The organism is Streptomyces sp. AN091965 (assembly GCF_022698285.1).
GTDB lineage: Bacteria > Actinomycetota > Actinomycetes > Streptomycetales > Streptomycetaceae > Streptomyces.
In genome coordinates this window covers 4,019,168-4,031,914 of the sequence record NZ_JALDMY010000001.1, presented here as the reverse complement: position 1 = coordinate 4,031,914, position 12,747 = coordinate 4,019,168, and the positions used below count along the sequence as shown (strand labels likewise).

Genomic DNA, 12,747 nt, shown 5'->3' with positions numbered 1-12,747 from the left:
GGCGGCACTCCATCACCATTCGGGGGATCACGACCTGGTCCGCGGCGAAACCGCAGTTCGCGGCGCGGATCAGCATGGAGAAAGGCGTCACCATGACCTCAGTGCGGGTCGAAGAGCATCACGACGGCAATGGGGCCGCGGCGGGCGCGGACGCGTCCGGCGAGAACGAGGGCTATCAGCGCGGGCTCGGTGCCCGGCAGATCCAGATGATCGCGATCGGCGGTGCCATCGGCACCGGCCTGTTCCTCGGTGCGGGCAAGGCCATTCACAAGGCCGGTCCGAGCCTCATCCTCGCTTACGCCATCGCGGGCCTCGTCATCTTCTTCATCATGCGCGCGCTCGGCGAGCTCCTGATGTACCGGCCCGTCTCGGGCTCGTTCTCCGAGTACGCCCGCGAGTTCGTCGGCCCGTTCTTCGGATTCGTGACCGGTTGGACGTACTGGCTCTTCTGGGTCGTCACCGGCATCACCGAAGTCACGGCGGCAGCCCAGTACATGCAGTACTGGACCCATGACTCCATTCCGCAATGGGCCTACGCGCTGATCTTCACCGTCATCCTGTACGGCGCCAACCTGATCTCCGTGAAGCTCTTCGGCGAGCTGGAGTTCTGGTTCTCCATGGTCAAGGTCACCGCCATCATCGGCATGATCCTGATCTGTGCCGGCATCCTCACCATCGGCTTCTCCGACGCCGGTGACAGCGCGTCCGTCACGCACCTGTGGGACAACGGCGGCTTCTTCCCCAACGGCATCGGCAACACGCTGATGACCCTCCAGATCGTGATGTTCGCCTTCCTGGCCGTGGAGCTCGTCGGCGTCACCGCGGGTGAGTCCAAGGACCCGAAGAAGACCCTGCCCAAGGCGATCAACACCGTGCCGTGGCGCATCGCCGTCTTCTACGTCGGCGCCCTGATCATGATCCTCTCGGTCGTCCCGTGGACGTCCTTCCAGCCCGGTGTCTCCCCGTTCGTCGCGGCCTTCGAGAAGATGGGCCTCGGCATCGGCGCCGCGATCGTGAACTTCGTGGTCCTGACGGCCGCGCTCTCCTCCTGCAACTCGGGCATGTACTCCACCGGCCGCATGCTGCGCGACCTCGCGCTCAACGGCCAGGGTCCGAAGTTCTTCACCAAGCTCACCAAGAACGGCCTGCCGCTGGTCGGCACCACCGCGTCCGCCGCGCTGATGCTCGTCGGCGTGTGGATCAACTACCAGTGGCCGGGCGAGGCGTTCAACTACGTCGTCTCCTTCGCCACCATCTCCGGCATGTGGGCCTGGATCATGATCCTGGTCTCCCAGATCAACTACCGCCGCAAGGCCGACCGCGGCATCCTGCCGCAGTCCACCTTCCGCGCCCCGGGCGCCCCGTACACGAGCTGGTTCGCGCTCGCCTTCATCGGCATGGTCATCGTGATGATGGGCGTCGACAAGGACGCCCGGATCTCGCTGTACTGCGCCCCGGTCTGGGCCGCCATCCTGTGCGTGTCCTACCTGGTCCTCAAGAGCCGCAACCCGGAGGCCGCGGCCTTCAAGAAGCGCGAGCACGGCGCCGCTGCCGCGACGCCTGTCACCAAGGACTGACCTCCGAGCGCTTCGCTGGATCTGCGGGCCGTCCTCGGCTGGTCGCGCAGTTCCTCGCGCCCCTTCGGGGCGCTGCCCTGCCGGAGCGAACTACATCCACGATGCGGGCCGCCGCGTACCACATGGTGGTACGCGGCGGCCCTTTCGTACGTCCGTGCTGCTTATCCTGGCCCACATGCTGACCATCACCCAGGCCCTGCGGGACGAGATCGTCGCGCACGCGCGCAAGGACCACCCCGACGAGGCGTGCGGCGTCGTCGCGGGCCCGGCGGGCACGGACCGCCCCGAGCGGTTCGTCCCGATGCTGAACGCGGCCCGCTCGCCCACGTTCTACGAGTTCGACTCGGCGGACCTGCTCAAGCTGTACCGCGACCTCGACGACCGCGACGAGGAGCCCGTGGTCATCTACCACTCGCACACCGCCACGGAGGCCTACCCCTCCCGTACGGACATCTCGTACGCGAACGAGCCCGGCGCCCACTACGTCCTGGTGTCCACCGCCGACGCCGACGACGCGGGCCCCTTCCAGTTCCGCTCGTTCCGCATCGTGGACGGGGAGGTCACCGAGGAGGACGTCCAGGTCGTACAGGCATACTGATCCCGACCTTCGAGGCGGCAGGACCCCAGGAAGCCGGTGTGAGTCCGGCGCGGTCCCGCCACTGTGACCGGCACGCACGCGTGCCGGGAGTCAGGAACTGACCTGCCGCCTCCTCCCACTTGACGCAGGGGACGCGGAAATCCCCTGGAGGAGGACCGCACAGTCATGCGCATCCGCGTGCTGCTCGTCGCCGCGGCGACCCTGCTCCCGCTCACGGCCTGCTCCTCGTCGTCCGGCGACGACGACCCGGCCGGGAAGCCCAAGGCGGCCGGATTCCCCTACACCGTCACCAACTGCGGTGTGAAGACGACGTACAAGGCGCCCCCCGAGCGCGCCGTGCCCATGAACCAGCACGCCACGGAGATCCTCCTGGAGCTGGGCCTCAAGGACAGCATCGCCGGGACCGCCTACCTCGACGACAAGGTGCTCCCCGCCTACGAGAAGGCCTACAAGGCCCTGCCGGTGCTCGCCAAGGAGTACCCCTCGTACGAGAAGCTCCTCGCCGCGAACCCCGACTTCGTCTACGGCGGCTACTCCAGCGCCTTCGCCGCCGGCGAGGGCCGCTCCCGCGAGGCCCTCGCCAAGTCCGGGATCAACAGCCGTCTGAACATCGAGGGCTGTGCCGAGAAGCCGGTCACGATGGACGACGTCTACCGCGAGGTCCGCGAGACCGGCGCCACCTTCGGCGTCCGCGACCGCGCCGAGAAGTGGGTGCGCTCCGCCGAGGCCGAGCTGGCCCGCGCCGCGAAGAAGGCCAAGGGCGGCAAGGCCCCGTCGGTCTTCGTCTACGACAGCGGCGACAAGACGGCCTTCACCGCGGGCGGCAAGGGCATCGGCAACGACATCATCAAGCGCGCCGGAGGCCGCAACGTGATGGCCGACCTCGACAAGTCCTTCGGCGACGCCTCCTGGGAGACGGTGGTCGACCGCAGCCCCGACGTCGTCCTCATCTACGACTACGGCGCGACGACCGTGGCCCAGAAGAAGAAGCGCCTCCTCGACGACCCGGCCCTCAAGGACGTCCCCGCCATCAAGAACAAGCGCTTCGCGGTCCTGCCCCTTTCGGACGTGGTCCTCGGCGTACGGGCACCAAAGGCGGTGGAGAAGCTGGCGGAGCAGCTGCGGTGACCCAGACCGAGAAGTCCGCCCCGGGCACTGTCCAGCCCGTCCGGCGTTCGAGGACGAGCCGCGCAGCGGCGACACGGGGGCCCGGGGGCGGAGCCCCCGGTTTCGGGAAGGGGCGGGCTCGGGGAGCCCCCGGCAGGGCCCGCTACGCCGTCCTCATGGCGACCCTGACCCTCGCCCTCGCGGCCGCAGGCATCGCCGCGCTGACCTACGGCTCCGTCAGGATCCCGCCCGCCGAGGTCTTCGACATCCTCACGGGCAGGGCCGAAGGACCGTCCCCGTACCGGACCATCGTCCTCGACGTCCGCCTTCCCAGGGTGCTGCTCGGCGCAGCCGTCGGCGCGGGCCTCGCCGTCATCGGCACCACCCTCCAGGCCCTGGTCCGCAACCCCCTCGCCGACCCCTTCCTGCTCGGCGTCTCCTCCGGCGCCTCCGCGGGCGCGGTCGGTGTGATCGTGCTCGGCTGGGGCGCGGGCCTGGCCACCACGGTGACCATCCCGGCGGCGTCCTTCGCGGGCGCGTTCCTCGCGCTGCTCGTGGTGTACGTACTGGCCCGGGAGCCCGGCGGCGGCTTCACCACCGGCCGCCTGGTCCTCGCGGGCGTGGCCGTCTCCTACGTCCTGTCCGCCCTGACCAGCCTGATCCTGGTGGTCTCGGCCCGCGCCGACCACCTCCAGGAGGTCCTGTACTGGACGCTCGGCGGTCTCGGCAGCGCCCGCTGGGACATGCTCGCCGTGCCCCTGACCGTGCTCGCGCTCGGCACGGCCGTGCTCCTCGCGCTCGCCCGGCCGCTCGACCTGCTCCTTGTGGGGGAGGAGGGCGCCACCGTCCTCGGCCTGGACACGGCCCGGTTCCGCGCGGGCGTCTTCGTGCTCGCCTCCCTGGTGACCGGCGTCCTCGTCGCGCACAGCGGGGCCATCGGCTTCGTCGGCCTGATGGTGCCGCACGCGGCCCGCATGCTGGTCGGCGCCGGACACCGGGCGCTGCTCCCGGTGGCCGCGCTGATGGGCGCGGTGTTCCTGGTCGTCGCCGACCTCGCGGCGCGCACGCTGGCGGCGCCGCAGGACATCCCCGTGGGCGTGCTCACCGCGCTCACCGGCGGCCCGTTCTTCCTGTGGCAGCTGCGCCGGGGCCGGACGCACGAAGGGGTGACGGCATGACCGAAGGACGACGACCGCCCGCCGGGGCCGCGGGCCCGCTCCCCGGCGCCGGGTGCCTGCGCGCCGAGGACCTCACGTACGACACCCCGTCCGGCCGCCGCCTCGTCGACGGCGTCTCGCTCACCGTCTCCGCGGGTGAGACGGTCGGCATCGTCGGCCCCAACGGCAGCGGCAAGACGACGCTGCTGCGGTGCGTCTACGGCGCGCTCGCGGCCACCGCGGGGCGGGTCCTGCTCGACGGCACCGACCTGGCCGCGGCCGGGGTCAAGGCGCGGGCCCGCCGCGTCGCCACCGTGCCGCAGGACGGCCACGCGGGCTTCGAGCTCACCGTCCGCCAGGTGGTGGCCATGGGCCGCTCCCCGCACAAGCGCTTCTGGGAGGCCGACACCACCACCGACCGGGCCATGGTGGCCGACGCCCTGGAGCGCGTCGGCGCGGCGGACCTCGCCGACCGCCCCTTCGGCCAGCTCTCCGGCGGCGAGCGGCAACGGGCCCTGCTCGCCCGCGCGCTGGTGCAGGAGCCCGCCGTCCTCGTGCTCGACGAGCCCACCAACCACCTGGACATCCGCTACCAGCTGGAGATCCTCGGCCTGGTCAAGGAGCTCGGCACGGCGAACCTGCTCGCCCTGCACGACCTGACCCTGGCCGCGTACTACTGCGACCGCCTGTACGTGCTCGACGGCGGCCGCGTCGTCGCGTCCGGGCCCCCGGCCACGGTCCTGACCGGCGAACTCCTCGCGGAGGTCTACGGCGTCACGGCCGAAGTGGCCGTCCACCCGGCCACCGGAGCCCCCACCGTCACGTATCTGCCGGGCCCGTCGCGGCGCGTCCCCGCGCCCTGAGCGGTCCGCCCGCGTCCGGGTGCCGAGCCGGATCCGTCCGGTATCCGAGATCACATTCCGGGACCCGGACCGGGAATCGATACGATGACCCCATGGTTTCGAACGACGTGAGCATCGATACGACGCCGGGCGCCCTGCTCGTCGGCCGGCTGCACGTCGACCTGTGCCGTCTCGCCAGCGCCATCTGTCGGCGCTGAGGCGCCGCCGGGCGCCGGGCCGCGCCCCGCGCCCCCGAGCCGGGGGCGCCGCCCGCCCGCGCACCGGGCGTCCCGCACCCCGCGCAGTGCTCGCAGTCCCCGCACTTCTCGCAGTTCCGGTAGTTCGACCCTCCCGACAGGAGCCCATCGCCATGGCCATCGAGGTCCGCATCCCGACCATCCTCCGCACCTACACCGGCGGCGAGAAGGCCGTCGAGGGCAACGGCGACACCATCGCCGCGCTCTTCGCCGACCTCGAGACCCGGCACGCGGGCATCCAGGAGCGCCTCATCGACAAGGACAAGGGCAACGAACTGCGCCGGTTCGTGAACGTGTACCTGAACGACGAGGACGTCCGCTTCCTGGCGGGCGTCTCCACCGAGCTCACCGACGGCGACAGCGTCACGATCCTGCCCGCCGTCGCGGGCGGGATGGTCTGACGGCCGCGGCCGCCGCATGCGTTACGACTCCCCGCTCGCGGCCGTCGGCAACACGCCGCTGGTCCGCCTGCCGCGCCTGTCCCCGTCCGCCGACGTCCGCGTCTGGGCCAAGCTGGAGGACCGCAATCCGACCGGCTCCATCAAGGACCGGCCCGCGCTCCACATGATCGAACAGGCCGAGAAGGACGGCCGGTTGACCCCCGGCTGCACCATCCTCGAACCGACCTCGGGCAACACCGGCATCTCGCTCGCCATGGCGGCCAGGCTCAAGGGCTACCGCATCGTGTGCGTCATGCCGGAGAACACCTCGCAGGAGCGGCGCGAGCTCCTGACGATGTGGGGCGCCGAGATCGTCCCGTCGCCCGCGGCGGGGGGCTCCAACACCGCCGTCCGCGTCGCCAAGGAGCTGGCGGCCGAGCACCCCGACTGGGTGATGCTCTACCAGTACGGCAACCCGGACAACGCGGGCGCCCACTACGCCACCACCGGCCCCGAGATCCTCGCCGACCTGCCCTCGATCACCCACTTCGTGGCCGGGCTCGGCACCACCGGCACCCTCATGGGCGTCGGCCGCTTCCTGCGCGAGCACAAGCCCGACGTCAAGATCGTCGCCGCGGAGCCGCGCTACGACGACCTCGTCTACGGCCTGCGCAACCTCGACGAGGGCTTCGTCCCCGAGCTGTACGACGAGTCGGTCCTCACCACCCGCTTCTCCGTGGGCTCCGCCGACGCGGTCACCCGCACCCGCGAGCTGCTCCAACAGGAGGGCATCTTCGCCGGAGTCTCCACCGGCGCGGCCCTGCACGCGGCCATCGGCGTCGGCCGCAAGGCCCTCAAGGCCGGGGAACAGGCGGACATCGCCTTCGTGGTGGCCGACGGCGGCTGGAAGTACCTCTCGACGGGCCTGTACACGGCCCCGACGACGGAGGAGGCCATCGCCACGGTCCAGGGCCAGCTCTGGGCGTAGCCCTGGGGAGGGCGCCCTGGAACCGGTCGGTCGGCCTGCGGCCTCGTCCTCAAACGCCGGACGGGCTTGAAAGATCTCGGTTCGGGCCGGACGCCTTCTGCGGGTCCGCAGACGCCGTCGGCGGACCCGCAGACGAGATGAGGCCCGCAGCGGCACCATCCAGCCCGTCCGGCGTTTGAGGACGAGGCGCGGAGCGCCGAAAAACGGGGGTGCAAGGGGGCGGAGCCCCCTTGATCGGTAAGGGGCGGGCCTGGGGCGCACCGCGCGGGTCAGCCGCCGCCGAGGTAGCGGACCTGGTCCCACAGCGCCGGGTCCACCACCCCCGCCCGCCGCCGGAAGTCCCCGGCCCACAGCTCCCGCACCCCGTCCGGCTCCAGGAAGCTCGCGCGCCCCTGGACGTCGCCCACGGTCCCGGGCGGCAGCGGAATCACCCCGGCCCGCTCGTCGTGGAACCGGGTGGTGATCGTCGCGACGCGCACGGCGTCACCCCGTACGGACAGGACGAGGAAGGGGCGCTCGGCCTCGTCGGCCACGGCCCACCAGATCTCCGCGGCCCGCGGCCGGACCGGCACTCCCGAGGCGGGCCGACGCGCCGCGCGCCCGGCGCCGCGCGAGCGCCCGCGTCCGCGCCCCCACCCGTCCACCACGGTGGCCACCAGGGCGAGCACCACCACCGCGGCGAGGGCCAGCCACCAGGACGTATCCATAGCCCCGACGGTACCGGCGGGCCCGTCAGCCCGCCGCCCGCGCGGCCGAAAGGAGGGCACCGAGGACGACCGGAGCGTCCTCGCGCGCCAGGGCGACGAGCACGGTCTCGGCTCCGTCGCGGCACTCGATGAGGACGGTGTCGTACGAGCCGCCGCCCGACGCCCCGAGGACGGTGTCGCCGGGCCGCGGCGCCCGGACCTCGTGCACGGTCAGTGACGGCGGCAGCGGCCTGCGGGCGACGCGCCCGTCCGGGTCGGGCGTCACCGCGGGCGCCCCGTCCCCGACGACCAGGTGGTCGAAGCCGTCCACGCTGTAGGGCACGTCCCCGAGCACGGCCGCGCGCACGCACCGCTTCCCGGCGGGCGGCACCGGGACGATGTCGCTGGTGTCGACGGCCCGCCGCTCCCGCCGCCGCGTGAGCCACGCGACAAGGGCGGTGAGTGCCGCCACCGGAGGCACCCCGAGGGCCGTGACCAGCAGGGCGCCGCGCACGTCCGGGCAGACCTGGGCCGCGACGAAGCCGAGGCAGCCCAGGAGCCCCCCGGCCACGGGCCCCACGGAGAGCTGCCAGGCGCTCGCGTGCGCGGCGGACGCGTACCTCCGGCGCCACCACCGGACCGCGCCCAGGACGCCGAGCCCGACGGGCAGCGTCAGCAGGCCGATGCCGAGGGGCAGGCGCCAGTCGTCGGCGGGCGAGGCCTCGGTGTCCTCGGCGGTGGTGCCGAACCGCACGGTGCGGATCTCGCCCCGCCAGTACGTCAGCGACACCCGGTCCCCGGCGCGCACGGCGTCGTGCAGCCTCGATCCGGACATGTGCACGCGCCGCACCCGGTCGTCGCCGCGCTCAGTGACGCGGAGCCAGTAGTCGGCCTTCCGGCCGCGGGCCTTCTCCTCGGTGCCCGTGACGGTCGCGGCCACCGTCGTCGTGCACGAGTCCGGCCGGGCCCCGGCCGTACAGGCGGGCGCGGAGGCGTACGCGTGCCCCCGCGCGAGGGCGCCCGGCACGGCGGCGAAGAACCCGACGGGGGCCAGCAGGAGCACCAGCGCGCAGCCGACCGCGAGCACCGGCCGCCACCGCCCGGGCCCGTTCCCCGTCCGTCCCGCCGTCCCCGACACTCCCGCAGCCCTCCCTGACCCAGCCGAAACCTTCCCTCACAGTGTCCCCCGCCACCCCGCCCCCGGACGGCCCCCCGAACCGGTGACACCCCAGGTGAGTTCGCCCACAACGGCCCACGACGGAGGAGCGAGGCGTCGTTTCGCGCCTTACGCTCGTCGGACCGCACGCCCCCGAATTCCCCCGACCGCCAGCGCGGAGGTTCCAGCTATATGAAGCTCACCGTCGTCGGCTGCTCGGGGTCGTTTCCGTCCGCGGACTCGGCCTGCTCGAGCTACCTCGTCGAGGCCGACGGCTTCCGGCTGCTGCTCGACATGGGCAACGGCGCCCTGGGCGAGCTGCAGCGCCACATCGGTCTGTACGACCTCGACGCGATCTTCCTCAGCCATCTGCACGCCGACCACTGCATCGACATGTGCGCGTACTTCGTGGCCCGCTACTACCGGCACGAGGGCGGCCGCTGCGCGCCCATCCCGGTGTACGGCCCCGAGGGCACCGAGCAGCGCCTGACCACGGCGTACGCCGACACGCCCTCCGCGTCCTCGATGAGCGAGGTCTTCGACTTCCACACGGTCAAGCCGGGCGCCTTCGACATCGGCCCGTTCGCGGTGCGCACCGAGAAGGTCTGCCACCCGGTCGAGGCGTACGCCGTGCGCGTCGAGCACGGCGGCAGGTCGCTCACGTACTCCGGCGACACGGGCCCCTGCGCGGCGCTCGACGAACTCGCCACCGGAACGGACCTCTTCCTGTGCGAGGCCGCGTTCACGCACGGCAAGGAGAACATCCCGGACCTGCACCTCAACGGCCGCGAGGCGGGCGAGTCCGCCCGGCGCGCGGGCGCCGGGCGCCTGGTCCTCACCCACATCCCGCCGTGGACGGACCCCGCGGTGAACCTCGCGGACGCCCGCGCGGTGTTCGAGGGCCCGACGGAGCTGGCCGCGCCCGGAGCGTCGTACCAGCTCTGAGGCGCCGTATCGATACGCCCCCGGACCGGCGCGCACCGCGGGGGCGGCCCGCCCGACACGACGACGAAGGCCCCGGAACCCAAGCGGTTCCGGGGCCTTCGCGCTGTCCGAGGGGCTACGCCTTCGTCAGGTCCTCGATCTCCTCCTCGGGCTCACGGCCCGGGGTGGGGATGTTGAACTTGACGATCGCGAAGCGGAAGACCACGTAGTAGACGGCCGCGAAGACGAGGCCGATCGGGATGATCATCCAGGGCTTGTCGGCGAACTTCCAGTTCAGGACGTAGTCGATGGCACCGGCGGAGAAGGTGAAGCCGTGGTGCACGCCGAGCGCCCAGGTGACCGTCATGGCCACGGCCGTGAGGACCGCGTGGATCACGTACAGGGCCGGGGCGATGAACATGAACGCGAACTCGATCGGCTCGGTGATGCCGGTGACGAACGAGGTGAGCGCGAGGGACATCATCATGCCGCCGACGACCTTGCGGCGCTCGGGGCGGGCGGTGTGCGTGATGGCGAGCGCGACGGCGGGCAGCGCGAACATCATGATCGGGAAGAAGCCGGACATGAACTGGCCCGCGGTCGGGTCGCCGTGCATGAAGCGCTGGATGTCGCCGTGCCAGACGGCACCGGCGGAGTCCGTGAAGGAGCCGATCTCCTGCCAGGCGACGGTGTTCACGAACTGGTGCATGCCGACCGGGAGGAGCCCGCGGTTGACCACGCCGAAGATGCCCGCGCCGACCGAGCCGAGGTCGGTCATCCACTCGCCGAAGCTGGTGATCGCGTCGCCGACCGGGCCCCAGGCCAGACCGAAGAAGACACCCAGGGCGGTGCCGATGAAGGCCATGATGATCGGCACCAGACGGCGGCCGTTGAAGAAGCCGAGCCAGTCCACCAGCTTGGTGCGGTGGAACTTCTGCCACACCACGGCGGAGATCAGACCCATGATGATGCCGCCGAAGACCTTGGGGTCGTTGTACGTGGCGGCGATGTCGGCACCCTTGGTGATCTTCGCCTCGGTCACCGGGAACGCCTTGAGCACGTTCGTGTAGACCAGGAAGCCGACGAGCGCGGCGAGGGCCGTGGAGCCGTCCGCCTTCTTCGCGAAGCCGATCGCGACACCGATGCAGAACAGCATCGGCATGTTCGCGAACACGGCGTCACCGGCGTTGGCGAACACCGTGGCGACCTTGCCCCAGCCCAGGCCGTCCGCGCCGAACACGTCCGGCTGGCCGAGACGGAGCAGGATGCCCGCGGCGGGCAGCACGGCGATGGGCAGCTGCAGGCTGCGGCCGACCTTCTGCAGACCCTGCAAGAGGCCGGCGCCCCGCTTCTTCGCGGGCGCCGCCTTGGCGGTGGCCGTACTCATGACTTCCTCCATGTGCGGGTGCTGTCAGGGGACAGTTCGGGGGGTGCGACAGCATCCAGGTGGTCTACACCACTCAGTGGTGTAGACCTGTTGTAACACGGTCAAGGCGGCATAAGGAACCCGCGATTCCTGTGGGGTGGGCCATACCGTCACAAGCATGACGAAAGGCCCCGGGACCAGGGGGTCCGAGGGCCTTTCCGGAGGCTCTGAGCGGGGTTCCGCTTGAGGCCTACGCCTTGGTCTGTTCTGCGTCCAACGCCTTTGCCTCTTCTTCCGGTTCGCGGCCCGGGGTGGGCAGGTCGAACTTGTGGATGACGAAGCGGAACAAAGCGTAGTAGACGACCGCGAACGCCAGGCCGATGGGAATGATCAACCAGGGCTTGGTGGCCAGACTCCAGTTGATGACGTAGTCGATGAGACCCGCCGAGAAGCTGAAGCCGTCCTTCACGCCGAGCGCCCACGTCACCGCCATCGAGACGCCGGTGAGCACCGCGTGGATCGCGTACAGGAGCGGCGCGATGAAGAGGAAGGAGTACTCGATCGGCTCGGTGATGCCGGTGACGAAGGAGGTCAGGCCGACCGAGAGCATCATGCCGCCGACGACCTTGCGGCGCTCGGGGCGGGCCGCGTGCGTGATGGCGAGCGCGGCGGCGGGCAGCGCGAACATCATGATCGGGAAGAAGCCCGAGGTGAACTGGCCCGCCGTCGGGTCCCCGGCGAGGAAGCGGTTGATGTCACCGTGCACCACGGTGCCGTCCGCCTTGGTGTAGTCGCCGAACTGGAACCAGACGAAGGTGTTCAGGAACTGGTGCAGGCCGACCGTGAGCAGCGCGCGGTTGGCCACGCCGAAGATGCCCGAGCCCAGCCAGCCGAGGTCCACCAGCCACTTGGAGAAGCTGGTGAGGCCGTCGCCGACGGGCGGCCAGACCCAGACGCACAGGCCCGCGAAGACCAGGCCGACGAAGGCCATGATGATCGGCACGAGCCTGCGGCCGTTGAAGAAGCCCAGCCAGTCCACCAGGCGCACCCGGTGGTAGCGCTGCCAGAGCCGGGCCGCGAGCAGGCCCATCACGATGCCGCCGAACACGCCCGGATTCTGGTACGAGGCCTGCGCCGAGGTGCCGTCCTCGGCCACGCACACCCCGCTCCACATCCCGGCGCCCGCGAAGTCGGCCCCGGCCGCGCAGTCCTCGGGGAAGGCGCGGAGCACCGCGTAGTAGACGAGGAAGCCCGCGACGGCGGCGAGCGCGGTGGAGCCGTCCGACTTCTTGGCCATGCCGATCGCCACGCCGATGCAGAAGAGGAGCGGCAGGCCGAGCGAGGAGTCGAGCAGCGCGCCGCCCGCGGCCGCGAAGACCTTGGCGACGTTCGTCCAGCCCAGGCCGTCGTCGCCGAAGACGTCCGGCTGGCCGAGCCGGTTCAGGATGCCCGCGGCGGGCAGCACGGCGATGGGCAGCTGGAGGCTGCGGCCCATCTTCTGCAGGCCCTGGAAGAGGCCGTTCCACCACTGCTTCCGCGGTGCCGCGGCGGCGTCCGAAGTCATCGGCGTTCCTCCTGGAACCGGCCAGTTTGGCGGTCGTTGAAAACTGGTGTAGACCAGTTGCGGGCGGGTGTGCGGTGGCCCCCTGGTCAGGGACGACACCTTGATCGTCATGATGGGGTGCGGCCGCCGTGACCGCCCGCGAAGA

At 71.4% G+C, this 12,747-nt stretch carries 13 protein-coding genes and 1 riboswitch; of the genes, 9 read left to right on the top strand and 4 right to left on the bottom strand.

Annotation, left to right across the window (positions count from 1 at the left end):
* The first annotated feature begins 92 nt into the window (after nucleotides 1-92).
* The 8 genes from MQV74_RS16900 (at nucleotide 93) to MQV74_RS16870 (ending at nucleotide 6,906) form a co-directional block, all read left to right on the top strand.
* Entirely contained in the window at nucleotides 93-1,577 is a 1,485-nt protein-coding gene (locus MQV74_RS16900) for an amino acid permease (protein WP_242718550.1), read from the top strand.
* Between the two features lie 175 nt (nucleotides 1,578-1,752).
* Nucleotides 1,753-2,175: a Mov34/MPN/PAD-1 family protein gene (locus tag MQV74_RS16895; RefSeq protein WP_242718548.1), complete on the top strand. Its 423-nt coding sequence runs from the start codon at nucleotides 1,753-1,755 to the stop codon at nucleotides 2,173-2,175.
* 2 nt (nucleotides 2,176-2,177) lie between these two features.
* Nucleotides 2,178-2,295: riboswitch (cobalamin riboswitch) on the top strand.
* A 45-nt stretch (nucleotides 2,296-2,340) separates the two neighbouring features.
* On the top strand, nucleotides 2,341-3,303 hold the full coding sequence (locus tag MQV74_RS16890) for an ABC transporter substrate-binding protein (protein ID WP_242718546.1): 963 nt from the start codon (nucleotides 2,341-2,343) through the stop codon (nucleotides 3,301-3,303).
* Between the two features lie 155 nt (nucleotides 3,304-3,458).
* Entirely contained in the window at nucleotides 3,459-4,460 is a 1,002-nt protein-coding gene (locus MQV74_RS16885) for a FecCD family ABC transporter permease (RefSeq protein ID WP_242718543.1), read from the top strand.
* Nucleotides 4,457-5,302: an ABC transporter ATP-binding protein gene (locus tag MQV74_RS16880; protein ID WP_242718541.1), complete on the top strand. Its 846-nt coding sequence runs from the start codon at nucleotides 4,457-4,459 to the stop codon at nucleotides 5,300-5,302. Before MQV74_RS16885 ends, MQV74_RS16880 begins: the two co-directional genes overlap by 4 nt.
* Before the next feature lie 92 nt (nucleotides 5,303-5,394).
* Nucleotides 5,395-5,499: a putative leader peptide gene (locus tag MQV74_RS41385; protein ID WP_318783814.1), complete on the top strand. Its 105-nt coding sequence runs from the start codon at nucleotides 5,395-5,397 to the stop codon at nucleotides 5,497-5,499.
* 152 nt (nucleotides 5,500-5,651) lie between these two features.
* On the top strand, nucleotides 5,652-5,939 hold the full coding sequence (locus MQV74_RS16875) for a MoaD/ThiS family protein (RefSeq protein ID WP_138959951.1): 288 nt from the start codon (nucleotides 5,652-5,654) through the stop codon (nucleotides 5,937-5,939).
* 16 nt (nucleotides 5,940-5,955) lie between these two features.
* Nucleotides 5,956-6,906 carry a PLP-dependent cysteine synthase family protein gene (locus tag MQV74_RS16870; protein WP_242718539.1) on the top strand — a complete coding sequence of 317 codons (951 nt, stop codon included), beginning with the start codon at nucleotides 5,956-5,958 and terminating at the stop codon, nucleotides 6,904-6,906.
* Between the two features lie 269 nt (nucleotides 6,907-7,175).
* Here MQV74_RS16870 and MQV74_RS16865 read toward each other — a convergent pair whose 3' ends face one another.
* Both MQV74_RS16865 and MQV74_RS16860 read right to left on the bottom strand, forming a co-directional pair.
* Nucleotides 7,176-7,613 carry a type II toxin-antitoxin system PemK/MazF family toxin gene (locus tag MQV74_RS16865; protein WP_242718537.1) on the bottom strand — a complete coding sequence of 146 codons (438 nt, stop codon included), beginning with the start codon at nucleotides 7,611-7,613 and terminating at the stop codon, nucleotides 7,176-7,178.
* A 25-nt stretch (nucleotides 7,614-7,638) separates the two neighbouring features.
* The gene (locus MQV74_RS16860) at nucleotides 7,639-8,679 is read right to left on the bottom strand and encodes a hypothetical protein (protein ID WP_242718535.1); all 1,041 of its coding nucleotides are present in this window, start codon (nucleotides 8,677-8,679) and stop codon (nucleotides 7,639-7,641) included.
* Nucleotides 8,680-8,940: 261 nt separating this feature from the next.
* Here MQV74_RS16860 and MQV74_RS16855 point away from each other — a divergent pair, with 261 nt between their 5' ends.
* Entirely contained in the window at nucleotides 8,941-9,693 is a 753-nt protein-coding gene (locus tag MQV74_RS16855) for an MBL fold metallo-hydrolase (RefSeq protein ID WP_242718534.1), read from the top strand.
* Nucleotides 9,694-9,808: 115 nt separating this feature from the next.
* On the opposite strand, the gene MQV74_RS16850 is transcribed toward MQV74_RS16855, so the two are convergent.
* Together MQV74_RS16850 and MQV74_RS16845 are read right to left on the bottom strand one after the other, a co-directional pair.
* Complete coding sequence (locus MQV74_RS16850; RefSeq protein ID WP_242718532.1) at nucleotides 9,809-11,059, bottom strand: PTS transporter subunit EIIC; 1,251 nt, start codon at nucleotides 11,057-11,059, stop codon at nucleotides 9,809-9,811.
* 229 nt (nucleotides 11,060-11,288) lie between these two features.
* Nucleotides 11,289-12,602: a PTS transporter subunit EIIC gene (locus MQV74_RS16845; RefSeq protein WP_242718529.1), complete on the bottom strand. Its 1,314-nt coding sequence runs from the start codon at nucleotides 12,600-12,602 to the stop codon at nucleotides 11,289-11,291.
* Nucleotides 12,603-12,747: the final 145 nt, after the last annotated feature.